This is a genomic window from Aurantiacibacter flavus (genome assembly GCF_039710615.1).
GTDB lineage: Bacteria > Pseudomonadota > Alphaproteobacteria > Sphingomonadales > Sphingomonadaceae > Alteraurantiacibacter > Alteraurantiacibacter flavus.
Map to the genome: position 1 here is coordinate 90136 of NZ_JBDLBR010000003.1, position 23881 is coordinate 114016.

At 65.2% G+C, this 23881-nt stretch carries 25 protein-coding genes; 14 read left to right on the forward strand and 11 right to left on the reverse strand.

The genetic code is table 11. The annotated features are described in order from the left end of the window. Positions 1-66: 66 nt before the first annotated feature. The 7 genes from rho to ABDJ38_RS09500 all read left to right on the forward strand — a co-directional run bounded on the left by rho (position 67) and on the right by ABDJ38_RS09500 (position 7284). Positions 67-1323 carry a transcription termination factor Rho gene (gene rho, locus ABDJ38_RS09470; protein ID WP_119591422.1) on the forward strand — a complete coding sequence of 419 codons (1257 nt, stop codon included), beginning with the start codon at positions 67-69 and terminating at the stop codon, positions 1321-1323. 97 nt (positions 1324-1420) lie between these two features. After that, positions 1421-1684, forward strand: coding sequence for a DUF6489 family protein (locus tag ABDJ38_RS09475; protein WP_346784858.1), 264 nt, complete (start codon positions 1421-1423; stop codon positions 1682-1684). 22 nt (positions 1685-1706) lie between these two features. After that, a complete protein-coding gene (gene mnmE, locus ABDJ38_RS09480; RefSeq protein WP_346784859.1) occupies positions 1707-2984 on the forward strand; it encodes a tRNA uridine-5-carboxymethylaminomethyl(34) synthesis GTPase MnmE in 1278 nt (425 codons plus the stop codon). 76 nt (positions 2985-3060) lie between these two features. Continuing rightward, positions 3061-4920 (forward strand): tRNA uridine-5-carboxymethylaminomethyl(34) synthesis enzyme MnmG, encoded by a 1860-nt coding sequence (gene mnmG / locus ABDJ38_RS09485; RefSeq protein ID WP_346784860.1) that lies wholly within the window; start codon positions 3061-3063, stop codon positions 4918-4920. After that, positions 4917-5537, forward strand: coding sequence for a 16S rRNA (guanine(527)-N(7))-methyltransferase RsmG (rsmG, locus tag ABDJ38_RS09490; protein WP_346784861.1), 621 nt, complete (start codon positions 4917-4919; stop codon positions 5535-5537). The genes mnmG and rsmG overlap by 4 nt, the downstream gene beginning before the upstream one ends. Next, positions 5534-6310: a ParA family protein gene (locus ABDJ38_RS09495; protein ID WP_346784862.1), complete on the forward strand. Its 777-nt coding sequence runs from the start codon at positions 5534-5536 to the stop codon at positions 6308-6310. The genes rsmG and ABDJ38_RS09495 overlap by 4 nt, the downstream gene beginning before the upstream one ends. Continuing rightward, entirely contained in the window at positions 6307-7284 is a 978-nt protein-coding gene (locus tag ABDJ38_RS09500; RefSeq protein WP_346784863.1) for a ParB/RepB/Spo0J family partition protein, read from the forward strand. The genes ABDJ38_RS09495 and ABDJ38_RS09500 overlap by 4 nt, the downstream gene beginning before the upstream one ends. Positions 7285-7325: 41 nt before the next feature. Here ABDJ38_RS09500 and ABDJ38_RS09505 read toward each other — a convergent pair whose 3' ends face one another. Together ABDJ38_RS09505 and ABDJ38_RS09510 are read right to left on the reverse strand one after the other, a co-directional pair. Beyond that, entirely contained in the window at positions 7326-8000 is a 675-nt protein-coding gene (locus tag ABDJ38_RS09505; RefSeq protein ID WP_346784864.1) for a hypothetical protein, read from the reverse strand. 151 nt (positions 8001-8151) lie between these two features. Continuing rightward, positions 8152-8634 carry a GAF domain-containing protein gene (locus tag ABDJ38_RS09510; protein WP_346784865.1) on the reverse strand — a complete coding sequence of 161 codons (483 nt, stop codon included), beginning with the start codon at positions 8632-8634 and terminating at the stop codon, positions 8152-8154. Between the two features lie 74 nt (positions 8635-8708). On the opposite strand from ABDJ38_RS09510, the gene ABDJ38_RS09515 reads away from it, so the two are divergent. Further along, the gene (locus tag ABDJ38_RS09515; protein ID WP_346784866.1) at positions 8709-10169 is read left to right on the forward strand and encodes a PQQ-dependent sugar dehydrogenase; all 1461 of its coding nucleotides are present in this window, start codon (positions 8709-8711) and stop codon (positions 10167-10169) included. A 131-nt stretch (positions 10170-10300) separates the two neighbouring features. Here ABDJ38_RS09515 and ABDJ38_RS09520 read toward each other — a convergent pair whose 3' ends face one another. Then, positions 10301-11122 carry a DUF815 domain-containing protein gene (locus ABDJ38_RS09520; protein WP_346784867.1) on the reverse strand — a complete coding sequence of 274 codons (822 nt, stop codon included), beginning with the start codon at positions 11120-11122 and terminating at the stop codon, positions 10301-10303. Positions 11123-11202: 80 nt separating this feature from the next. Here ABDJ38_RS09520 and ABDJ38_RS09525 point away from each other — a divergent pair, with 80 nt between their 5' ends. Next, a complete protein-coding gene (locus ABDJ38_RS09525; protein ID WP_346784868.1) occupies positions 11203-12144 on the forward strand; it encodes an L-threonylcarbamoyladenylate synthase in 942 nt (313 codons plus the stop codon). On the opposite strand, the gene ABDJ38_RS09530 is transcribed toward ABDJ38_RS09525, so the two are convergent. The 5 genes from ABDJ38_RS09530 to ABDJ38_RS09550 form a co-directional block, all read right to left on the reverse strand. Then, on the reverse strand, positions 12141-12446 hold the full coding sequence (locus ABDJ38_RS09530; protein WP_346784869.1) for a hypothetical protein: 306 nt from the start codon (positions 12444-12446) through the stop codon (positions 12141-12143). The two genes, ABDJ38_RS09525 and ABDJ38_RS09530, sit on opposite strands and share 4 nt — an antisense overlap. 130 nt (positions 12447-12576) lie before the next feature. Continuing rightward, positions 12577-13110 carry a CarD family transcriptional regulator gene (locus ABDJ38_RS09535; RefSeq protein ID WP_119591410.1) on the reverse strand — a complete coding sequence of 178 codons (534 nt, stop codon included), beginning with the start codon at positions 13108-13110 and terminating at the stop codon, positions 12577-12579. Positions 13111-13398: 288 nt separating this feature from the next. Beyond that, positions 13399-13737, reverse strand: coding sequence for a ferredoxin FdxA (fdxA, locus tag ABDJ38_RS09540; RefSeq protein ID WP_137680463.1), 339 nt, complete (start codon positions 13735-13737; stop codon positions 13399-13401). Continuing rightward, the gene (locus tag ABDJ38_RS09545; RefSeq protein ID WP_346784870.1) at positions 13734-14087 is read right to left on the reverse strand and encodes a S4 domain-containing protein; all 354 of its coding nucleotides are present in this window, start codon (positions 14085-14087) and stop codon (positions 13734-13736) included. Before ABDJ38_RS09545 ends, fdxA begins: the two co-directional genes overlap by 4 nt. A 3-nt stretch (positions 14088-14090) precedes the next feature. Beyond that, positions 14091-16763: a helicase-related protein gene (locus ABDJ38_RS09550; RefSeq protein ID WP_429771104.1), complete on the reverse strand. Its 2673-nt coding sequence runs from the start codon at positions 16761-16763 to the stop codon at positions 14091-14093. 178 nt (positions 16764-16941) lie between these two features. Here ABDJ38_RS09550 and ABDJ38_RS09555 point away from each other — a divergent pair, with 178 nt between their 5' ends. From ABDJ38_RS09555 to ABDJ38_RS09575, 5 genes are read left to right on the forward strand one after another with little or no spacing between them, the layout of a single operon-like run. Next, positions 16942-18573, forward strand: a complete 1632-nt coding sequence (locus ABDJ38_RS09555) for a peptidoglycan DD-metalloendopeptidase family protein (protein WP_346784871.1) — start codon at positions 16942-16944, stop codon at positions 18571-18573. A gap of 47 nt (positions 18574-18620) precedes the next feature. Continuing rightward, complete coding sequence (hemB, locus tag ABDJ38_RS09560; RefSeq protein WP_346784872.1) at positions 18621-19616, forward strand: porphobilinogen synthase; 996 nt, start codon at positions 18621-18623, stop codon at positions 19614-19616. Then, complete coding sequence (locus ABDJ38_RS09565) at positions 19609-20181, forward strand: GNAT family N-acetyltransferase (protein ID WP_346784873.1); 573 nt, start codon at positions 19609-19611, stop codon at positions 20179-20181. Before hemB ends, ABDJ38_RS09565 begins: the two co-directional genes overlap by 8 nt. Next, entirely contained in the window at positions 20178-20753 is a 576-nt protein-coding gene (locus tag ABDJ38_RS09570) for a gamma carbonic anhydrase family protein (RefSeq protein ID WP_346784874.1), read from the forward strand. The genes ABDJ38_RS09565 and ABDJ38_RS09570 overlap by 4 nt, the downstream gene beginning before the upstream one ends. Continuing rightward, positions 20734-21012, forward strand: coding sequence for a DUF167 domain-containing protein (locus ABDJ38_RS09575; protein WP_346784875.1), 279 nt, complete (start codon positions 20734-20736; stop codon positions 21010-21012). The genes ABDJ38_RS09570 and ABDJ38_RS09575 overlap by 20 nt, the downstream gene beginning before the upstream one ends. On the opposite strand, the gene ABDJ38_RS09580 is transcribed toward ABDJ38_RS09575, so the two are convergent. The 3 genes from ABDJ38_RS09580 to ABDJ38_RS09590 all read right to left on the reverse strand — a co-directional run bounded on the left by ABDJ38_RS09580 (position 20995) and on the right by ABDJ38_RS09590 (position 23792). Next, the gene (locus ABDJ38_RS09580; RefSeq protein ID WP_346784876.1) at positions 20995-21645 is read right to left on the reverse strand and encodes a YoaK family protein; all 651 of its coding nucleotides are present in this window, start codon (positions 21643-21645) and stop codon (positions 20995-20997) included. The two genes, ABDJ38_RS09575 and ABDJ38_RS09580, sit on opposite strands and share 18 nt — an antisense overlap. 61 nt (positions 21646-21706) lie before the next feature. Next, positions 21707-22144 (reverse strand): group II truncated hemoglobin, encoded by a 438-nt coding sequence (locus ABDJ38_RS09585; protein WP_346784877.1) that lies wholly within the window; start codon positions 22142-22144, stop codon positions 21707-21709. Between the two features lie 49 nt (positions 22145-22193). Next, positions 22194-23792, reverse strand: a complete 1599-nt coding sequence (locus ABDJ38_RS09590) for a cisplatin damage response ATP-dependent DNA ligase (protein WP_346784878.1) — start codon at positions 23790-23792, stop codon at positions 22194-22196. Positions 23793-23881: the final 89 nt, after the last annotated feature.

A 23881-nucleotide genomic window follows, 5' to 3' on the forward strand; every position in this document is an offset into this window, starting at 1 on the left:
TCTGCTTTCCCCAAGCCCCTTGGCCTTGCCGGCATCCCGATATAACTATTTGGAATTACAGACAAAATGCACCTTAAAGAACTCAAACGCAGGACGCCGGCGGAGCTGGTTTCGATGGCTGAGGAACTGGGCGTCGAGGGTGCCAGCACCATGCGCCGGCAGGATCTCATGTTCGCGATCCTCAAGGAAGTGGCCGAGGATGGCGAGGAAATTCTCGGCATCGGCACGATCGAAGTGCTGCAGGACGGCTTCGGCTTCCTGCGCAGCCCCGAGGCGAACTATCTGGCCGGGCCCGACGATATCTATGTCTCGCCGAACCAGGTCCGCAAATGGGGCCTGCGCACTGGCGACACGGTCGAAGGCGAGATCCGCGCGCCCAAGGATGGCGAGCGCTATTTCGCGATCACCAAGCTGATCAAGGTCAACTACGACGACCCCGATGCGGTGCGCCACCGCACCAACTTCGATAACCTCACGCCGCTCTATCCCGACGAGCGGCTGAACCTCGACACCAAGGACCCGACGGTCAAGGACAAGTCGGCCCGCGTGATCGACCTCATCTCGCCGCAGGGCAAGGGCCAGCGCGCGCTGATCGTCGCCCCGCCGCGCACCGGTAAGACGGTGCTGCTGCAGAACATGGCCAAGGCCATCACCGACAACCACCCCGAGGTGATCCTGCTCGTCCTGCTCGTCGACGAGCGGCCCGAGGAGGTCACCGACATGCAGCGTTCGGTCAACGGCGAAGTGATCTCCTCGACCTTCGACGAACCGGCCTCACGCCACGTGCAGGTGGCCGAAATGGTGATTGAAAAGGCCAAGCGTCTGGTCGAGCACAAGCGCGACGTGGTCATCCTGCTCGACTCGATCACGCGTCTGGGCCGTGCCTACAACACCGTGGTGCCCAGCTCGGGCAAGGTGCTGACCGGCGGTGTCGACGCGAACGCTTTGCAACGTCCGAAGCGCTTCTTTGGTGCCGCGCGTAACATCGAGGAGGGCGGTTCGCTCTCGATCATCGCCACCGCGCTGATCGACACTGGCAGCCGGATGGACGAGGTCATCTTCGAAGAGTTCAAGGGCACCGGCAACTCCGAAATCGTGCTCGATCGCAAGGTGGCGGACAAGCGCATCTTCCCGGCGCTCGATGTCGGCAAGAGCGGCACCCGCAAGGAAGAGCTTCTGGTCGACAAGGAGCAGCTCTCGAAGATGTGGGTGCTGCGCCGCATCCTCATGCAAATGGGCACGATCGACTCGATGGAATTCCTGCTCGACAAGATGAAGGACTCGAAGACCAACGAGGACTTCTTCGCGACGATGAACCAGTAAGGCTTTCCGCAGCGCTGGAAATTTCCGGCGATTGGCGCATATTGGTGGGCCCGGCTTTCGTGAGAAGGTCGGGCCCAGCCATTTGAGAGGCCCGCCCATGAAGATCACCATCGAAGTCGATTGCAGCCCCGAAGAGGCGCGCCAGTTCATGGGGCTGCCCGATGTCGAGCAGGCCAACGCGATCTATGTCGACAACCTTGCCGCGGCGATGAAAGGCGCGGCCAGCGTCGAGCAGCTTGAGCAATATGCCAAGCAGCTCGCGCCGATGGGGCAGATGGGGCTGAAGATGTTCCAGAGCTTCGTCGAGGGCGCGCAGAAGTCGGCGGGCGGCGGATCGTCGAAGACTTCCGATAAGGGCTAGGCGCCGACCGGCATAAGGCAGCTTGATGGATACGATTTTTGCGCTCTCGTCCGGTGCGCCGCCGGCTGGCATTGGCATCGTTCGCCTGACCGGGCCGCAGGTGCGAGACGCCCTCGCGGCGGTCTGCGGCAGTGTTCCCGAGCCGCGTCGGGCCGTGCGGGTGGCCTTTCGCGATAGCGCAGGGGCACAGATCGACGACGGTCTGGTGCTCTTTTTCCCCGCACCGAACTCGGTAACCGGCGAGGACGTGGGCGAGCTGCATTGCCACGGCGGCCGTGCGGTGGTCTCGGCGCTTGAGGCTACCCTGGCAGAGGTGCCGGGTTGTCGCCGCGCAGAGCCGGGCGAGTTCACCCGTCGCGCCTTCGCCAATGGCCGCATCGATCTCGCCGAGGCGGAAGGGCTGGGCGACCTCCTTTCGGCCGAAACCGAGATCCAGCGCCGCGCCGCGCTGGCCATGACTGGCGGTGTGTTTTCGGGCGAGGTGGATGGGTGGCGAGAGCAGCTGCTGGCCTTGTCGGCCGAGGTGGAGGCATCGCTCGACTTTGCCGATGAAGACGAGGTGCAAACGTTGGGCGATAGGTTCGCGGGCAAGCTCGCCAATCTGGCAGAGGATCTGCACAAGGCCCTCGCGGCGCCCCATGCGGAGATGCTGAAGGAGGGCTTTCGGGTGGCGCTGGCGGGGCCGCCCAATGCGGGCAAGTCGACGTTGTTCAACGCGCTTGTCGAAAGCGAGGCCGCGATCACCGCCGAGATTGCCGGCACTACGCGTGACGTGCTGGTGCAGTCGGTGGCGATCGAGGGCATTGCGTTCAGCTTCGTCGATATGGCGGGCCTGCGCTCGGCGACCGATGACCGGATCGAGGCGATCGGGATCGAGCGCGCCGAGGCCGAGATCGCGCGGGCGGATGTGGTCCTGTGGCTCGGCGGGGAAGGCGAGGGGCCGCAAGGTTGCTGGGACATCGATGCGCAGAGTGATCGAACGGATCGACAGCCGAAGCAGTCGCCAGACTTCGTTCTCTCGGCACGGACGGGCGAGGGGATGGAGAGTCTGCGGCGTGCGCTGATCGAACATGCGCGCGCGGCAATGCCTTCACCCGGTCAGGCGGCGCTGAACCAGCGGCAGCGTGCGCTGGTTGAGAAGGCGCTCGAAGCGCTTGGGGATGCCCGCGCCCATCGCGATCCGTTGCTTGTGGGGGAGGGCTTGCGTCGCGCGCGATTGGCGTTCGACGCACTGTTGGGGCGAACTTCGACGGAAGAGGTGCTCGATGCGGTATTCGGGCGTTTCTGCCTCGGCAAGTGAGTGTTTCACGTGGAACATCGGCACAGCGAAATCCCCGTTGTGAGCGACCGCGACTGCGCCTAAACCGGCCTCGAACATGAGCACATTCGATGTCATCGTTGTCGGCGGAGGCCATGCGGGGATGGAAGCCGCCGCCGCTGCCGCGCGCATGGGCATGGCAACGGCGCTGGTCACTTTCGATCCGGCCACTCTCGGTGCCATGAGCTGCAACCCGGCGATTGGCGGGCTGGGCAAGGGCCACCTCGTGCGCGAGGTCGATGCCTTCGACGGCCTGATCGGGCGCGCCGCCGATGCTGCGGCAATCCATTATCGGATGCTCAATCGCTCCAAGGGCAGCGCTGTGCATGGGCCGCGCATTCAGGCTGACCGCAAGCTGTTCAAGTCTGCGGTTCAGACGATGCTGTCGGCTCAGGAAAACCTCACAGTGATCGGCGGCGAGGTTGCGTCGCTGATGACCGAAGGTGGGCACGCCGTTGGCGTGACACTTGCGAATGGGGACAAGCTGCATGCCCCGGCGACGATCCTGTGTACGGGGACCTTCCTGGGCGGCGTGCTCTTCTGCGGTGAGAAGCGGAGCACCGGCGGCCGCATCGGTGAGAATGCCGCTTGCGTCCTCGCGGAGCAGCTGCGCGAAGCAGATCTACCGATGGCCCGCCTCAAGACCGGAACGCCTCCGCGGCTCGACGGGCGCACTATCGATTGGGCCGTGCTGGAGGAGCAACCATCCGACAGCGACTTCTGGACCATGTCTTCGCTCACACAGCAGCGCACCAATCCGCAGATCTTCTGTGCCATCACCCGCACCAATCCGCGCAGCCATGCGATCATTGCCGATAATCTCGATCGCTCGCCGCTGTTCACCGGTGCGATCGATGCCGCAGGCCCACGTTATTGCCCGAGCATTGAAGACAAGATTCACCGCTTCGCTGATCGTGACGGCCATCAGGTTTTTCTCGAACCAGAGGGTCTCGACACGCATCTCGTCTATCCCAACGGCATCAGCACCTCTCTGCCCGAGGATGTGCAGCTGGCGATGTTGCGGACGATGGCGGGGTTGGAGCAGGTGGAGATGGTCGTGCCGGGCTATGCGGTCGAATACGATCATATCGATCCGCGTGCCTTGGGGCGGGACCTTCAGCTTTCGGCCCTTCCCGGAGTCTATTGCGCGGGCCAGATCAATGGCACCACCGGCTATGAGGAGGCGGCTGCACAGGGTTTGATCGCCGGCTTGCATGCCGCTTGCGCTCTGCAGGGGGGGGAGGCGCCCGCGCTTGACCGAGGCAATTCCTATCTCGCTGTGATGGTCGATGACCTCACGCTGCATGGCGTGAGCGAGCCATACCGTATGCTTACGGCGCGCGCGGAGTACCGCCTGAGGCTGCGCGCGAACAACGCAAGCACGCGGCTCACCCCGATTGCACAGGAGCTGGGGTGTCTTGGTGACGCGCGCGCAGCGTGGTTTGCCCGCCATTGCGACGGACGCCGCGCGTGGCAGGAAGCTCTGGAGTGCGAGGTGCCCGCGAACACGCTGGCGGAAAAGGGTCTGAATGTGCGTACCGATGGGGGGCGAAAGTCGCTGGCCGAGTGGCTCACCCATGCCGATATTGCGCTGGTTGATCTCGCCGATCACTTGCCCGCACGCTTCGATCCGACAACGCCTCTGGCGAAGGAGGTCGCGGAGGATGCAGCCTATGCGCCCTATTTGCAGCGTCAGGAGTCGGAATTGCGCGATTTGCGCGCGTCGCAGGAGTTGGTGTTGGGACGGGACTTTGACTGGGCGGCGGTGCCCGGACTTTCGAACGAGATGGTCGAACGATTGACCGCGGCCTCACCTGCTACGCTCGCCGATGCAGGGCGGGTTCGCGGGATCACGCCCGCAGCCTTGGCGGCACTACTGGTTCATGCGCGCCGCGCGCAGGAGGAGATTTCGGCATGAGCGTGGAGGAGGGAAGGGCCTTTTGTGCTCTGCGTTGCGATTCCGCAGCGATGGAGCGCTTCGCGACGTTCCTGACCATGCTGGAAAGCGAGAACGAGCGGCAGAACCTTGTGTCAACCGCGAGCCTTGCCGATGCCTGGACGCGCCACATTGCCGACAGTCTCCAGCTGCTCGACCATGTTCCACGTGAAACATCGCCCTGGCTCGACATGGGCACGGGGGCGGGCTTTCCCGGCCTCGTCATCGCCATCGCACGGCCAGAGCTTGAGGTAATCCTGGTTGAATCGCGCAAGCGGCGAGTCGAATGGCTTGAGCATGTTTGCGAGCGCTTTGGGCTGAAAAAGTGTCGCGTGGTAGGCGCAAGGCTCGAAGCCATCGAATCCATCCCAGTATCTGTGATCAGTGCGCGCGCATTTGCTCCCCTGGAGAAGTTGTTGCGGTTATCCGCCCGCTTTTCCACACCAACGACCACTTGGCTGTTGCCCAAAGGGCGGTCGGCGGCGCAAGAACTGAAAGAGCAGTCGCAGGCGATTCAAGCGATGTTCCACGTGGAACAATCGGCGACCGATCCCGAAGCGGCGATCATTATCGGACACGGAAGGCCGCCAGAGACATGATCTGCATTGCGATAGCTAACCAGAAGGGCGGGGTGGGCAAGACCACAACCGCCATCAACATCGCCACGGCCATGGCAGCGACCGGTTGGCGTACCCTTCTGATCGATCTCGATCCGCAGGGAAATGCCTCGACCGGCGTCGGCCTGCGCGCGTCCGAGCGCGAATTGTCGAGCTATGACTTGCTGATCGGGGAGGCAACCCTGGCCGAATGTACGGTCAATTCGGCCATTCCGGGTCTCGATCTGGTTCCAGCTACGGTCGATCTGAGTGGGGCCGAGGTCGAACTGGTCGATGTCGAAGATCGCGCGCAAAGGCTGCGCGATGCGCTGGCGCAGCATGGCGGGCATGACATCTGCTTTATCGATTGCCCGCCGTCGCTCGGCTTGCTGACCCTCAATGCCATGTGCGCAGCAGATACGCTGATGGTGCCCTTGCAGTGCGAGTTCTTCGCGCTCGAAGGGCTGAGCCAGTTGTTGCAGACGGTTGAGCAAGTGCAGCAGCGCTTCAATCCCGATCTGAACATCGTCGGCGTGGTGCTGACCATGTTCGATCGGCGCAACCGGCTCACGGATCAGGTCTCCGACGACGTGCGCGAGTGCCTCGGCGATCTGGTGTTCGAATCGGTGATCCCGCGCAATGTGCGCCTGTCCGAAGCGCCGAGCCACGGCTTGCCTGCGCTGATCTACGATCACGCCTGCGCCGGCAGCCGCGCCTATATGGCGCTGGCGCGCGAATTGATCGGCCGCTTGCCCGAACGGAGGAAAGCCGCATGAGCGAAGAGAAGAGCGAGGCCAAGGCGAAGGGCAGCGCTGTTCCGCGCCGCAAGCTCGGCAAGGGGCTGGGCGCTCTGCTGGGTGAGACGCGCCGCGAGGAGCCGTTGGTCGCGCCGCGCAATCTGCCAGAGGGAGACTCCGCCGATGGTAAGGTGGCAGCGCGGGCCGAGGAAGGCCTCGCGACGCTCGCCGTTTCGGCCATCGAGCCACACCCCGAGCAGCCGCGCCGTCACTTCGACGAGGAAGCCCTGGCAGAGCTGGCGGCCTCGATTGCCACGCGCGGGGTAATTCAGCCGGTTATTGTTCGCCGTCTGGCTTCTGGCCGCTATCAGCTGGTGGCAGGTGAACGCCGCTGGCGGGCCGCGCAGAAAGCGCAAGTCCATGAAATTCCAGCACTAATTCGTGATCTTGATGATCGCGACGTGATGGCGCTGGCGCTGATCGAAAATATCCAGCGCGAAGATCTGAACCCGGTCGAAGAGGCGCGCGCTTATCAGCGTCTCGCCGAATTCGAGGACATGACGCAGACCGAGATCGCCACGCTGGTCGACAAGTCGCGCAGCCACGTCGCCAACCTGCAGCGGCTGCTGGCGCTGCCCGAAGAGGTGCTCGATCACCTTGAGCAGGGGCGGCTCGACATGGGTCACGGTCGCGCCTTGATCGGGCTCGATAACGCTGTCGACCTGGCAGACGAGGCCGTGCGCAAGGGTCTCAGCGTTCGCGAGGTCGAGAAGCTGGCGCGCAAGGGCCGCGATGGCGATGGCCGTAGCCAGAGACGCCAAGCCCGTCCTCCACGCGACACCGCGCAGGATGCCGATATCGTTGCCGTGCAGAACCACCTCGAGGAAATGCTCGGTCTGCCCGTGCACATCGCAACCGAGGCCGATCCGAGCAGCGGTTCGCTAACCGTGCGTTTTCGTAGTCTCGATCAGCTCGACATGATCTGTCAGCGGCTGACCGGCGGCGGAATCTAGCGGGGAGATTACGCGCCGCGCGAAAGTTGCGCTGTGCGACTTCAGCGAATCGGGGTGCGCTTGTCGGGTTGCGGGGCGGCGCGGCGCGGGATGCTGCGGCGCGCGTGGCGTGGCGTGGCATCAACGTCTACCCATTCCTCGTGCACGATTTCGCGCGGAGCATAACGACGGGTGGTTTGTACTGGCACCATCATCACCGGATAGGCACCTAAGGGATAGGTACCCGTGCGATATGCGCTGACCTCGCCGCGATCGAAGCCGGCAAGATAGGCATCGCAATAGCGGTCGGCCTGATCGGCCGCGAAACGGTAGTCGTCGTCACCGCTGTTATAAATCTCGGAATATTCGCGCAGATAGACGGTGTGGCAATCGGATAGCCAGTCGGCGCGCTGTTCTGGCGTATAGCCGAGCGGCTGGCCAATGGGCCCACTCATAACCACCGTTTCAGGCGTCATCGTCGGATAATGGGCATGGCGGGCAGGCAGCGCGCGCATGGCGTGGTGGCCGGGCGCGGGATCGACATAGGTCTCGTACTCGTAAGCCTCTTCGTAGACATCGTCATAGGCAGGCTCGTCGCCGATGTCCTGCACCACCTCGTAGCTCTCGTACTCGATCGGTTCGGAGGGCGTGCCATAGCGGTCGTCATGAGCTTGGGCGGAAGACGCGGCTGCCAGCGTGGCGAGCGAAGCTGACAGGAAAGCGAACTTGATGGACATGCTGGTCATCCTCACTGAGTGGGCCACCTGTCGCAGACACGCGCCTGCAACTGTCCGGTCGGCTACCATTAACCCGATGTTTAGGATGTTTTGCCGCGCAAAACCAAGCAATCTCGATCCGCTGTCCCGTTACGGGGCGGGGGCGCTTGGATCAGATCCTGTCGGCCAGTAGCGCAGCGAGGGCTTCGATTCCCGCGCGGTCCTCGGCATCGAAGCGCGCCGGGGTGGGGCTGTCGAGGTCGATCACCGCCACCACCACGCCATCGCGCAGCACGGGCACCACCAGTTCAGAGCGGCTGCGCGCATCGCAGGCGATGTGCCCCGGAAAGGCGTGGACATCCTCCACCAGCTGGCTGCGCCCCTCGGCCACCGCTGCACCGCAGACCCCGCGCCCGACTGGGATACGGATGCAGGCAGGGCGCCCACAGAACGGCCCCAGCACCAGTTCGCCCTCCACCATGCGGTAAAACCCGGCCCAGTTGCAGTCGGCCACGAACTCGCCCAGCAAGGCGGCGACATTGGCCATATTGGCGACGGCATCGGGCTCGCCCGCGGTGATTGCCTCGGCGGCCTCGCACAGCTCGGCATAGATGGCAGGCTTGGTGGCCTCGGGGGCGGGGGCGAAGTCGAACATCGCATCCCTCTAGACGCGCATGGGCAGGTGGCAAAGTGTTTGCCGCCGTCGCGCGGCGGGCGTATCGGTAAGGCATGTCTCGCCTGAAGAAGATCCTCATCGCCCTCGTCGTCATTCTGGTGCTGTCGGCCGCGCTCGGCTGGTGGCTGTTGCGCGGCGATCCGGCCACGCTCACGCTTGAGGAGACCACCGGAACCGACCCCGTGCTGGCCACCCCTGACGAGCAGACCATTCCCACGGTCGAAGTTGCCAAGCCAATCGGCTGGGGCGAAGATGGCGCGCCGGTTGCGGCGGAGGGGCTGGAGGTTAGCCGCTTCGCCGAGGGTCTCGATCACCCGCGCGTTATCTACACCATGCCCAATGGCGACGTGCTGGTGACACTGACCAACGCGCCCGAGCGTGTGATCGCAGGCGGTTGGCTTACCAACCTCGTTGCGGGCTTCCTGTTCGCGGAGGCCGGCGCGGGCGGCCCTTCGCCCGATCAGCTCGTGCTGCTGCGTGATGGCGATGGCGATGGCGTTGCCGAAGAGCGCCATGTGCTGCGCGACGATCTCGCTTCGCCCTCGGGCCTCGCCTGGGCGGATGGCAAGCTTTACGTTGCCAACCACGATGCCTTGCTGAGCTTCGACTACGACGAAGGCGCGACAACGCTCCCGGGCGAACCCGAAAAGCTCGCGGACTTGCCGGCGGGTGGCAATCACTGGATGCGCAACGTGCTGCTGAGCGAGGATGGCAAGGCGCTCTATATCGCGGTCGGCTCGGCCTCGAATATCGCCGAGGGCGGGCTGGAGGCCGAGGAAGGCCGCGCCGCGATTCACGAGTTGAACCTCGAATCGGGCTTCGCGCGCATTTTCGGCGCGGGCCTGCGCAACCCCAACGGTCTTGCCCTGAACCCGTGGTCGGGCGAGCTGTGGACCACCGTGAACGAGCGCGACATGCTCGGTTCGGACCTCGTGCCCGACTATCTGACCGATGTGCCGATCGGCGCGCACTATGGCTGGCCCTGGTTCTATTATGGCGACATCACCGATGACCGCGTGAAGGGCGCCTATGGCATCAACCCGAGCTATGTGCGCACGCCGCGCTATGCTCTGGGCGCGCACGTGGCGGCGCTGGGGCTGGTGTTCAGCCGCGAGGGCTCGCGCATGGGCGAGGGCTTTGCGAACGGTGCCTTTATCGCCCGTCATGGCTCGTGGAACCGCAAGCCTGCCGCTGGGTATGACGTCGTCTATGTCGAATTCGACGAGCGGGGCAATCCGATGGGCAAGCCGAAACAGGTGCTCGACAGCTTCCTCACCCCCAAGGGCGAGACTCATGGCCGCCCGACCTGGCTTGCCTGGGACCAGTTTGGCGCGCTGCTGGTGAGTGACGATACCGCCGGGATTATCTGGCGCGTGATGGCCCCCGGTGCCGAGGGCACTGCCGCGATCGAGCGGATCAAGGGCGACCGCCTGCCGCCGCAGATTCAGCTTAACGGCGATCCGGCCCGCGCCTTCGAAAATCCGCCGCCGGGGATTCCTATGCCGGGGATGTGAGCGCGGGCGCGGCTGTCCTTCGAGACGGGCGCGCAGCCTCCGGCTTCGTGCCCTCCTCAGGACGAACGGGAAGTCCCGGCAGAGCACCAATCTTGCATTCCTCGCCCGGGGCAGGGCCTTGTTCTGGGACTCTAGTCGAGCGTTTTTCCCGCCCGCCCGGCCAGCTCGGTGATGAAGTGCCAGGCGATCCGGCCCGAGCGCGCGCCGCGTCGCTTCGACCAGCCCAGCGCCTCGTCCTCGTAAAATGTGAGGTCGAACTCTTCCGCATAGCCACGCAGGACGGCGAGATAGTCGTCCTGACTCATCGCGTGAAAGCCGAGCGAGAGCCCGAAGCGGTCGGCGAGGGCAAGCTGGTCGTCGACCACGTCGCGCGGGTTGATCGGGTCGTCCTGCTCGCTGGCGTTGCGGGGGAGGATCGCGCGCCGGTTCGAGGTCACCGCAAGCCGCACATTGGCGGGCCGCGCTTCCACCCCGCCGTCAAGCCAGCTGCGCAGGTGGCGCGGGGTGACGCTGTCTCCCTCGGCAAAGCCGAGATCGTCGATGAACACGAGGAAATTGCGCGCCACCCTGGCAAGCTGCGCGAACAGGGCGGGGAGCGTGGAGACGGCATCGGTCGCGACCTGCACCAGCGCAATATTGCCGCCATCCGCCTGCGCCGCAGCGACGGCGGCCTTGACCAGCGCCGACTTGCCGGTGCCGCGTGCGCCCCACAGCAGCATGTCATGCGCAGCATGGCCCGCCGCGAGCCGCTCGACATTGGCGACGACGGCCTCTTTCTGGCGGTCGATCCCGCGCAGTAGATCGAGCTTCTGCGCCACGATGCGGGCGACCGGTCGCCCGCCCTTGCTGTCCCACACGTAGGCCGGGCTGGCGGTCCAGTCGGTCGCCGGGGCGGTATCGGCTTGGGCGAGGGCCTCGGCGAGGCGGCGCAACATGTCGTTTTCTGCGGTCATACCGGGTGAAACAGCCGTTTGCGGCGCGCGCGTCAAGCTTGGGCCTTGGCCAAAGCCCCCGCGCGGGCTAGCGGCGGAGCATGGTTGGTGACGCAGACAAGCTGATTGCACCCGATGCGCAGGGCATTGCGACGGCGTCCGAGCTTCTGCGCGCTGGCGAGCTGATCGCTGTGCCGACCGAAACCGTCTATGGCCTCGCCGCCCGCGCCGACAGCGCCGATGCGGTGGCGAAGATCTATCGCACGAAGGGTCGGCCTGACTTCAACCCGCTGATTGTCCATGTCGCCTCGCTGGAGCAGGCCGAGCATCTGGCCTCGTTCGACAAGCGGGCACACCGGCTGGCCGAGGCGTTCTGGCCCGGGCCGCTGACCATGGTGCTGCCTGCCAGAGCCGATAGCGCTATCGCCCCGGCAGTCAGCGCCGGTCTGCCGACGATTGCTGTGCGCTGTCCGGGCCATCCGGTGATGGCGCGGTTGCTTGATGCGATCGGACTGCCGCTGGCGGCGCCCTCGGCCAATCGCAGCCTCGGTGTCAGCCCGACTCGTCCCGACCATGTTCGCGAATCGCTGGGAGAAGACTGCCCGCCGATTCTCGATGGTGGACCTTGCGCGATGGGTCTCGAATCGAGCATCGTTGCGTTGCGTGATGATGGCGGGTGGAGCCTCCTGCGCCCCGGTCCGGTCGAACGCGGAGCGATTGAATCAATTGTGGGGCCGCAAAGCGCCGCTTCGGGCACGAAAATCGAGGCTCCGGGGCAGATGCGCAAACACTATTCGCCGGGCAAGCCGGTTCGGCTCGATGCTACGCAGATCGCACCTGATGAGTTCCTGATCGGGTTCGCCGCCATCGAAGGGAACACCAACCTGTCACCCCAAGGCGACCTCGCCGAGGCCGCCGCGCGTCTCTATCAATGCCTGCACGAGGCCGCAGCCGCACCACACCCGAAAATTGCTGTGGCGCCGATTCCGCGCGAGGGAATGGGCGAAGCAATCGCCGACCGTCTGCGCCGTGCCGCTGCCTAGCGCAACGGTTCGTTCAGCTCTGCGTCGATCTCGCGTCGAATGGCAATGGCCTCGCGGCACGATTCCTCGCGCCCGCGTTCACAGCGGTCGGCCTCTCGCTCGTAATCGCGCTGAAGGTCGCCCAATCGCTCTTCACGGCGGCGCATTTCACGTCCGCGATTGCGGTCGGCCTCGTCCTGGCTGGTGGTCGCCCAGTCGGCCCCCTGTGATGCCACCCGCACCGGTGCGGTCGCCACGTCTAGCGCTGTCTTCGCGAGGCAGCCCCCGGTAAGCGGGGCAAGCCCGAGTACAGCTATCGCCACTATCCTTCGCACTTGCCGCATCTCCTCCGTTTCCGACAGCTTAAGGCGAACCTGTGAAACTGCGGTGAACACGAAAAAGGGCCGCGCGCGGTGAGGCGGGCGGCCCTCTTCTCATGCGAGAACCAGACGATCAGGCGTCTTCGGTGTTCTCGTAATACTGCGGAGCGTGTTCGTTCAGCACCTGCAGGATCTTGGTGAGCGCGGCCGGCTCGTCGGTCTTCTCCATCGCGGCCAGTTCGCGGGCGAGGCGGCTGGAGGCAGCCTCGAAAATCTGGCGCTCGGAATAGGACTGCTCGGGCTGGTCATCGGGGCGGAACAGGTCGCGCGTGACCTCGGCAATCGATACAAGGTCGCCAGAGTTAATCTTGGCTTCGTATTCCTGCGCCCGGCGGCTCCACATCGTGCGCTTGACCTTGGGCTTGCCCTTGAGCGTTTCCATCGCTTCTTTCAGGGTCTTGTCCGAAGACAGTTTGCGCATGCCGATCGCTTCGACCTTGTTGACCGGAACGCGCAGCGTCATGCGTTCTTTTTCAAAGCGGAGAACATAAAGCTCGAGCTTCATACCGGCGATTTCTTCGCTCTGGAGCTCGGTCACACGGCCCACGCCGTGCTTGGGGTAAACAACATAATCGCCGACTTCGAAGGCGGGCGCACTGGTTGCCATGGATTTTCCTTTCATCGACAGGACCAGCAGACCCAGCGTCAAACACTGCGAGGCCGCGCGACCCGTCGGCGACCTTATTGCGTGCTTGTTCTGGGTGAGAGCGGGGAGCCTGCCTTCCTAATCCGCCTGCCGCACGGAAACCGCGGCAGTTGGACAAGTATATAACAGATTCGTAACATAATTGCCACCCCCTCCGGCCAGAAAGGGATAAGCGACCCCGCTTTCAGGGGTTTTGCCTAGGCCGACAGGGGGCCATGGCGGCCCGCCCTGCCGGAAAAAGGAGGTGAATCAGTCGCCTTCGCCGGGCTCGGGCGAGAAGTACTTGTCGAGCTTGCCCTCTTCGCCCTTGTGCTCGTCGGCATCGGCGGGCGGGTCTTTCTTCTCGGTGATGTTGGGCCACTCGGCCGAATACTTGGTGTTCAGCTCGAGCCAGGCCTCAAGCCCGCCCTCGGTGTCGGGCAGGATCGCTTCGGCGGGGCACTCGGGCTCGCACACGCCGCAGTCGATGCATTCCGAAGGATTGATGACGAGCATGTTCTCGCCCTCATAGAAACAGTCGACCGGACAGACTTCGACGCAATCGGTGTACTTGCATTTGATGCAGGCGTCGGTGACGACGTAGGTCATGGTGCACTGTGTCCTTCGATCAATGGTCCGGCCGCACCTGAAGCGGGCCGGGAAACGCGGCTTGCTATGGCGATTGCGCCGCCTTCGTCAAGCGCGCGATAGTGTTGTTGCGCTTCGCTAGCCGGTCCGCGCCGTTCGGGCAAAGCAAGGATTTCTATCAGGCGCACATGATGCGGCATGGGCAAGGTGAGAACGTCGCCGACGCAAATCGGCACGCCCGCCTTCGTGATCCGCTGGCGATTGCGCCGGATATGCCCCCGTTCGACCCATTCGCGGGCCGCCGAGCGGGTGCGGACAAACCGCAGCCTGACGAGCAGGAGATCGAGCCGGAGGCCGCCTCCTGACGCCATCGGTTAGCTGTTGTTCCCCAAAAGGTCGGCGAGACCGGCAAAGGCGTTGCCTGTGGCGGGGCGGTGGTCTCCTGCCGGACGATTGTCGCGTTGGGGCAGACCTTTAGCTTTCGCGCCGGGTTTGCCCCTGCTTTTGCCCCGATCCTTGCCCTGCTGCTGGTGGCGCGAGGAGCGGAAATCCTTGCGCGGGGGGCGCCAGGTCCACGGAACGGGGCGCGGTGGACCATAGGCTCCCTCGGCCATGGCCACTGGCTCGCCCTGCCGGAACCCCGCATCCTTCATAAGGCCGCGGAAGCTTTCGGGCGACAGGCCCATGCTGGTGGCGAGCGCGGTGTCGATGGCGAAGCCGCGGGTATCCTTGGCGTCAGCGATCTTGAGCCGCTGCTCGTGCGCGGCGCGGAACAGTTTTTCCGCCATGTCGAGCCGGACCGCCTGCTCGCCCGCGCGGCGATAACCGGCTGGAAGCTGTCTGCCGCCCGCGATCACCGGAGCCATCGTCTCCGACACCGGGCGACGGTCTAGCCCCAGTTCGTGCAGCAGCTTGCGCGCGGCCGGGCGCAGTAGCGCGGGCATGAACACATCAAGCGCGCCGATGGAGACGCCAAGCTTGCGCAGCAGCGGGCGCCGCTCCTTGGGCAGGTTGGCAAGGCCGGCTTCTTCGCGCGGGACGCTGCCGCCGCGTTCGGCGAGGGTCAGGAGCAGGGCGCGCACTTCGCTGCCCGCTTCGGGATCGTTGGTCGCATCCTCGATGGCGCGCAGCGGGGCGAGCGGGGCAAGCGCGGCCTCCAGCCATACGTCGAGCGCTTCGGAAAGCTGCGTGCGGTGGGCCGGATCGAGGTTGCCCAGTTCCTTGGCCATGACCAGTCGTGGGCGGCTCGCGCTCTTGCCGCGTTCGAGCGTCGCCACCTGCTGATCGCCGCGCCACAGGCCGCCGTTCGTGATCGTGACGTCGCCCAGTTCGGAGCTGATCAGCCTCTGCGCCTTTTGCGCCAGCAGCGCGGGCATGTGCTTTTCGGCGGCGGCGAGCATCAGCTTGCGGTCTTCCTGCCCGGCGGTCTGGTCGACCACGAAGCGGAAGCCCTCAAGGTGGCCGATGGCATGGTCCTCGACCATGACTCGCCCGTCGTCTTCAAGTTTTACCCGCAAAAGTCCTGCATCCTTTCCCATTCCCCGCATCAGTACCGAGGTTCGGCGATTTACGAAACGTTCGGTTAGCCTTTGGTGAAGAGCGTCGGACAACCGGGCCTCCACCGCGCGGGCGCGAGCGGCCATTTCGTCGCGCGCCAGCACCCAGTCGGGCCTCTGGCAGATATAGGCCCAACTGCGGATCGCCGATAGCCGTCCTTGCAGCGTGTCGATATCCCCTTCTGCCCGATCCAGCTCGCCGATTCGGGCGGCCACGAAGTCGGCGCCGATATGGCCGCCCTTCAGGTCGCGCCAGAGGCGGGCGACAAAGCGTGCATGGGCATCGCTGCCCTGATGGCGGAAGTCGGGGAGCTGGCACACCTCCCAGAAGCGCCGCACCTGCGCATGGCCGTGCGCTGCTGCCCGGATTTCGCTGTCTTCGGCGAGGCGGCGCAGGACGGCGAGGTCGATGGCCTCGGGCGCGGCGGCCATGGCTGGGTGGTCGGGGCGCATTTCGAGATCGGCGATCAGGCGGTCGATCGAATCGAAGCGCGGTTCGGGGTTGCGCCAGAACAGCCTGGTGAGCGGCGCGAAGCGGTGTTGCTCGATGGCGTAGACTTCGTCGTCGCTGAATTCGAGCGGCGCCCCGTGCGATCTCGGCCCGCGATTGCCCGCGAGCGTGCCGAAGCTGCCATCGGTGTGATGCCGCCCCGCGCGCCCCGCGATCTGCGCCATTTCGGCGGGTGTCAGGCGTCGCTGGCGCACCCCGTCGAACTTCTCGAGCCCGGCGAAGGCGACATGGTGGACATCAAGGTTTAGCCCCATGCCGATGGCGTCGGTGGCGACGATGTAGTCGACCTCGCCCGACTGGAACAGCTCGACCTGACGGTTGCGCGTTTGCGGGCTCAAGGCGCCCATCACCACCGCCGCGCCGCCGCGAAACCGGCGCAGCAGTTCGGCGGTCTGGTAGACCTGCTCGATGGAGAAGGCGACAACGGCGGAGCGCTTGGGCAGCCTGGAGAGTTTGACCGGCCCGGCGTGGTGCAGCGTGGAAAAGCGCGGCCGCTCCTCGATCCGCGCCTCGGGCACCAGCGCACGCACCAATGGCTCCAGAGTGCCCGCGCCGAGGATCATCGTTTCCTCGCGCCCCCGCGCATGAAGCAGCCGGTCGGTGAAGATATGGCCGCGATCCCGGTCCGCACCCAGCTGCGCCTCGTCGAGCGCGACGAAGGCCTTGTTGCCGCCGGTGCGCGGCATGGCCTCGGCGGTGCACAGGTAATAGCGCGCTTGCGGCGGTTCGATCCGCTCCTCGCCAGTGATCAGCGCGACCTGTTTGTCGCCCTTGATCGCGCGCACCCGGTCATAGACCTCGCGCGCCAGCAGGCGCAGCGGGAAGCCCATCGCGCCGCTCGAATGGGCGCACATGCGTTCGATCGCGAGATGCGTCTTGCCCGTGTTGGTGGGGCCGAGCACGGCGCGAATGGTCGCATTGGCGTCAGAGCGGGGCACAACGATGCAATCATGCCGGGCCGGGCCGCTTCGCGCAAGCATGGAGCTCTACGAGGAGGGTGGCGGGTCGGCTGGGCGCTCGTGCGAGTCGGCTCGTCGTCATTAGACGGGAATTAACTTTATTGCGGCAAGCCTTTAGCTAGGAAATGGCGCAATATCGTGGATCGGTGCTCCACGCTTTCGCGTTGCGGAAGCGCGCCGGGCTGCAAGGAGCGAAATTTTGGCTAACAAGCGCAGAGCGATTGTCTGGGACGAGGAAGGCCCCCAGCGCTCGCCTGCTTATCATACCAGCGATCAGGCGGTGGCTCACCCGCAAGCGCAGCGGCCCGGCGAGGGCAAGCGCCGGATCGCGCGTTTTTCCGGCAAACGCGAGCGGCTCGATCAGATGCGACGCCGGGTCGGCCTGATGTTCCAGCGTAACGAGCTGGCGACTGACCTTGCGCAGGACATCGGCTCGGCGCGCTGGCTGCGCGGCACGGCGACCATGGTCGGCCTGTCCGCCATCGCCATTGCTGCCTGGCCCGGATTCTCACCAGTCGAGGCGGCGCCTGCAATGCGCATCGATGATCGCGTGCGCGACGAATTCCGCAGCCAGATGATCATGCCGCTTGGGCTCGGTGCCGATAGCGGCCGCCGCATGGGCGCGACCTTCAAGGTCGAAGAGCTGGCGCGCGCGCCCGAACGCCCGCGCATCGATCTGGTTGCCACGCTCACGCAGGGTGACGGGTTCGAACGGATGCTGCGCCGCGCCGGTGTCGGCTCGGGCGAGGCGGAGCATATTGCCTCCATGGTGGCAGGTGCCATGCCCTTGGGCGAGATCGCGCCCGGTACGCAGGTCGATATCACGCTTGGCCGGCGCTCGTCGCCGGAGGCACCGCGTCCCGTCGATGGCCTGTCGTTTCGCGCAAGGTTCGACCTCCAGCTGGCGGTTGAGCGGCGCGATGATGGCGGCTTGGCGCTGGTGCCGCGCCCGATTGCGGTCGACGCCACGCCTTTGCGCATTCGCGGCACGGTGGGCGAGGGGATTTACCGTTCGGCCCGCGCTGCCGGCGCTCCACCGAGCGCGGTGCAGCAGTTCCTGCGCACGATCGGCGAGGAGCTGAACCTCGACCGCGATATCGCCGCGACCGACGAGTTCGATTTCATCCTCGACTACAAGCGTGCCGCCACTGGAGAAATCGAGGTCGGCAAGTTGCAATATGCCGCCATCCTGCGCGATGGGCAGCCGAAAAAGCAGATGATGCGCTGGGGCCGCGAGGGCCTGTTTTACGATGCCGCAGGTGTAGGTGAGGAGCGGCAGGGTATGGTCGCTCCAGTGCCCGGAAGGATCTCCTCGAACTTCGGGATGCGGCGCCACCCGATTCTCGGCTATCGCCGCATGCATTCGGGCATGGATTTCCGTGCCCGCAGCGGCACGCCGATTGTCGCGGTAAGCGATGCCCACGTGGTTTCCGCCGGTCGCGCCGGGGGCTGCGGCAATGCGGTGAAGCTGTCGCACGGCGGCGGGCTGGAAACGCGCTATTGCCATATGAGCCGGATGGCGGTTCGTGCGGGTCAGTCGGTCAAACGCGGGCAGGTGATTGGCTATGTCGGCTCCACCGGCCTCTCGACCGGGCCGCACCTGCACTATGAGATGTACCGCAGCGGCCGGGCGATCAATCCGGCGAGCGTCAAGTTCGTCACCCGTGCCCAGCTAGAGGGCCGCGAACTGGCCAATTTCCGCGCCAGCCTCGTCCGCTGGCAGACTGTCGAACCGGGCGCCGCGCTGGCAGCGCTGGCACCGGCTTCAGGCGCCAACGAGGAACCGGTTCGCGAAATTGACCGGCTGGAGAACCGCCAGCGCGTCAACTGAGCGCCTCGCCATTGCCTGCGCCGCCGATTTTCGGCAGGAGCGCTGACATGACCAGAGCCTATCCCGCCACTCGCCTGCGCCGCACCCGCACCCACGGCTGGAGCCGTGCGATGCACCGCGAAACCGTGCTGACCCCGGCCGACCTGATCTGGCCGTTGTTCGTGACATCGGGCAAGGGTGTGGAAGATCCGGTGGGTGCGCTCCCCGGCGTCTCGCGCTGGTCAGTCGACCTGATTGCCGAGCGCGCGAAAGAGGCGGTGGCGCTGGGCATTCCGTGTATTGCGCTGTTCCCCAATACTCCGCGCGAAAAACGCAGCGATGACGGTGCCGAGGCCTTCAACCCCGATAACCTGATGTGCCAGGCCATCCGCGCCATCCGCGATGCCTGCGGCAACGACATCGGCATTCTCACCGATGTCGCGCTCGATCCCTATACCAGCCACGGGCACGACGGGCTGGTCGACGAGGGGGGCTATGTCCTCAATGACGAGACGGTGGCGGTGCTGGTCGATCAGGCGATGACTCAGGCGGAGGCAGGGGCCGATATTATCGCCCCGTCCGACATGATGGACGGGCGGGTAAAAGCGATCCGCATGGCGCTCGAGATGGGTGGGCACGCCAATGTCCAGATCATGGCCTATGCCGCAAAGTATGCTTCGGCCTTCTATGGCCCGTTCCGCGATGCGGTCGGATCGAGCGGGTTGTTGAAGGGCGACAAGCGCACCTATCAGATGGACCCGGGCAACGCTGACGAGGCCATGGCCGAGATCGCGCTCGACATTGCCGAGGGCGCGGACAGCGTGATGGTGAAGCCGGGCCTGGCCTATCTCGACCTGATCTGGCGCGCCAAGCAGCGTTTCGAGGTGCCGGTGTTCGCCTATCAGGTTTCAGGCGAATATGCGCTGATCGAGGCGGGCGCGGCGGCGGGCATTGCCGACCGCGAGGCGTTGCTGATGGAGAAGCTGATCGCGTTCAAGCGCGCGGGCTGCTCTGGCGTGCTGACCTACCATGCGCCGCTTGTTGCGCGGCTGCTTAATGGCTGAGACCATCCTTGAAACCGCGCGCCTGCGCCTGCACGCGTGGGACGATGCCTCGTGGGACGACTTCGTCCGCCTCACCAACACACCTGCGGTGATGCGCTGGCTTGGCGGGGTACAGGATGGCGAGGCGCTTGCCTCCACCCGCACGCGACTCGAGGATTATCTGAACCGCTACGGCCACACTTTCTGGGCTTGTCGCCGTCACGACGATGGCGGCTATCTGGCAAACGAGCTTATCGGCATGGTCGGCTTCAAGCGCGCCACGCTGGAAGGCACGAAGGTGTTCGGCATGCTCGAGATCGGCTGGCGCCTGCGCGAGGATGCCTGGAGCAAGGGCTATGCGAAAGAGGGGACGAGCGCTTGCCTAGATTATATCCTTGCGGCCAAGGACGACGAGGATGTGGTCGCGCTCACGGTGGAGGGCAACAAGGATAGCTGGGGCCTGATGCAACGGCTCGGGATGCAGCGGCGTGAAGACTGGGACTTCTTTGATCCGAACTATCCTCCCGAGCTGAACCCCACCATCGTTCACCACATAACCCGCGCGCAGTGGCAGGATAGCTTATGACCTTGGCCGAACGTTTCCCCGGCGCCACCATCCTTCCCTTCGATGGCAAGGTGCCGCAGATTCACGAAACCGCCTTTGTCGCGCCGGGCGCGCGCATCATCGGCGATGTCACTATCGGTCCGCAGGCGAGTATCTGGTACAACTGCGTGCTGCGCGGTGACATCCATCGGATTGAGGTCGGGGCCCGCTCCAATGTGCAGGATGGCTCGGTGTTCCACGTGGAAGGTCCGCGGCCCGATACGCAAGGCTGCCCCACGATCATCGGTGAGGACTGCGTTATCGGCCACATGGCCGTGGTTCATGGAGCGACTCTGGCCAACAAGGCCTTCGTCGGTATGGGTGCGATCGCGATGGACGGGTGCCACGTGGGCGAGGGCGCGATGCTGGGGGCGGGCGCTCTGCTCAGCCCCGGCAAGAGCATTCCGCCGCGCGAGATATGGATCGGGCGACCGGCCAAGCATTTCCGCACTATCGACGCGGCGCAGGTGGAGAAGATCCGCTTCCAGGCCGAACGCTACTGCGAGCTGGCCGAGCGGCATATGGCGGCCTTGCATGGCAAAACCGAAACCTGATCTCCCGCCCGCCGAGGCGATCCGGGCGCTTGCCGATGCCGAGGGCCGGCTGGCGCTGCGGGTCACGCCGGGTGCGCGCAGCGAGGGGATCGCGATTGCCGATGGCGCGGTGCAGGTGAAGGTGCGTGCCAAGCCGCAGGACGGCGCGGCCAACGATGCGGTGATCGGCCTGCTCGCCAAGGCGCTCGGCTCTGCGCCCTCGCGGCTCACCTTGTTGCGCGGCGCAACTTCGCGCAGCAAGCTAGTTCGACTGGATTGATTCGCGTGCTTCGATCCGCCAAGCCGCCACGGTGAGCCCCAGCACCCACAGCGCGCCGAGCCAGCCGACTGCCGGCTGGGCATTGAGATAGACGAGCGCGCCGATGCAGCCTCCGCCCGAGAGGCTAGCCCACAGCAGGAGACTTTCGAAGGCCCCGCGCCGTCGCTGCGCGCTCGATTTAACGAGTCCCGCCAATCCTTCGCCGACACGCACCAGCGCGCCGGTCATATAGGTCACGCCGAGCGCGACTTCGCCGCTCTTGCGAAACACGTTGTTGATCGCGCCCATCGCCAGCACCGCTCCGAGCAGCAGCCCCAAGGTTAAGCCGAAGGCCTGCGCGGCAGCAGCGGCGAGCAGCAAAAGCGTCGCGGTGATAAGCACCGAAGTCTTGCGCCAGGGTTCGAACCGGTCGGCCACCAAGGCACCCAGGGCCACGCCGACCACGAACCCGGCCAACAACATACCCGCGATCGCCGCCGCGGTCGATCCGCGTGCCAGCTCCACGCCGAGCCTGGTGGTGTTGCCCGACATGAACGAGACGAAATAGCGGTCTGCTGCGAGGAAGCCGCTGGCATCGACGAATCCGGCCGCACCGGCGATGCTGTAGGCGAGCGTGCGATCTGCGCGGGACATGCGATACATGCCCCACAGATGCGTTACGAAGGCGCTATGCGCAATTGGATTGTGGCGATGGTCAGCCTGCCATTGCCGCGGTGCGGGCCATGCCTCCGGCCATCATCTCGAAGCGCTCATTCATCAGCTTTCCCACTTGATGATCGGCGAGGCCGCAATCGGCGAAGGCGTGCGCCATCGCCTCAACCCATTGCCCTGCGGTCTGCGCGGTGATCGAAAAGCCCGAGTGCATGCTCATCATGCATTTGCCCGGATTGGCCTCGAACCAGTCGCGCGGTCCACCTGCCCATCCGGCAAGAAACCCGGCCAGCGATGTGCGCATCGGTGCGAGGTCGGCCGCGTGGATAGCGCGCAGTTCGGCATAGGCGGGGTCACTATCCATCAGGTCGTAGAAACGGTCGACCACGGCTTCGATAACGGGCTGGCCGCCGATCTGTTCGTAAGGCGTGAGTTTGGACTGGTCGTTCACGGCAAGCTCTTTTCGGGCAGGTGTGTTCATCGTGCGCTCTGCCCGCTGCACAGTCAGGCCGCCTTGATCTGCCGCAAGTCTAGTCGCGCACCAGCGCAAGCAGGCCGTCGATCCGGTCGGCTTCGTGAGCGGGCTTGTCCCAGCGGATGCGGTGAATGCGCGGGAAGCGCATGGCGAGCCCCGACTTGTGGCGCTTGCTGGCATGGACCGAATCGAAGGCGACCTCGAATACCAGACTTTTTTCCGTCTCGCGCACCGGGCCAAAGCGGTTGACCGTGTTCTGCCGCACATGGCGGTCGAGCTTTTTCAGCTCCTCGTCGGTGAAGCCCGAATAGGCCTTGCCCACGGGGAGCAGTTCGCCGCCCTCGTCTGGATCGGCGGTCCAGCATCCGAAGGTGTAGTCGGAATAGAAGCTGCTGCGTTTGCCGCTGCCGCGCTGGGCGTACATCAGCACGCAGTCGACCAGCAGCGGATCGCGCTTCCACTTGTACCACAGGCCAGTCTTGCGGCCCGCGACATAGGGGCTGTCGCGGCGCTTGAGCATCAGGCCCTCGATGGCATCGTCGCGTGCGCCCTCGCGGATTTGCGCGAGCTGGGCAAAGTCCTCCGCTTCGACGACCTGCGAGAGGTCGAAATGGCTTTCGGGCAGGCGCGGCATAAGCGCTTCGAGCCCTGCGCGTCGCTCGCGCCACGGCAGGGTGCGCAGATCATCGCCGCCGATGGCGAGCGCGTCGTAGAGCCGCACGAAGGCCGGGGCCTCCGCGAGCATCTTCTTGCTGACGGTCTTGCGACCAAGCCGCTGTTGCAAGGCGTTGAAACTCGCCGCGCCGCCTGCTTCGCCGCCCTGATGGCTGCCGCGCACAAGCAGCTCGCCATCGAGAACCGCCGGAATGGTGAGCGCGTCGATCAGCTCGGGGAAGGTGGCGGAAATATCGTCGCCCGAGCGCGAATAGACCCGCGTCTCGCCTGCCACATTGACCAGCTGCACCCGAATGCCGTCCCACTTCCACTCGGCCACATAGTCGGCAAGGTCGACGACCGTATCCTCCAGCGGGTGCGCGAGCATGAAGGGGCGGAACAGTGGCATATTCGCGGTGTCGGGCGGATCGGCGCCCTCGGCGGCCCAGGCGAACAGCGCGGCATAGGGTGGGGCAAGTGCGTGCCAGTATTCCTCGACCTTATCGACTTCGACATCGAAGGCCTGCGCAAAGGCGACCTTGGCCAGCCGCGCCGAGACGCCCACGCGCATCCCGCCGGTGGCGAGCTTGAACAAGGCGTAGCGGCCCTTTGCGTCTATCCGGTCGAGCAGCGAGGGCAAGTCCTCCATCACGCTGGCGCGGGTCATACCGGAAAGGCTGGCGACCGTTTCGGACACCGTGGGGGGAGGGGAATCGGTGGGGCGCAAGGGTTCGGGCCAGAGGAAGCTGGCGGTTTCGGCGGTGTCGCCCACGAAATCGCGGCTGAGGCTCCACAGCACCGGATCGACCCGGTCTTTCAGCAGGTTGCGGATGGTGGAGCTTTTGACCGCCGGAAAGTCGAGCCCATCGGTCAGCGCAGCGAGCGCCCAGCCACGGTCGGGATCGGGGGTGGCGCGCAGATAGTCAGCGATCAACGCGAGTTTGCCGTTGCGGCTGCGCGTGTAGATCAGCGCGTCGATGAGGGCGGCGAACTCTTCCATCAGCAGCTCGGGATCGCATCCTTCGAGACGCTCGGACTGTGTCCTCGCTCCTCAGGACGAACGGATGGGAAAAGGTTGTCCGTTCGCCA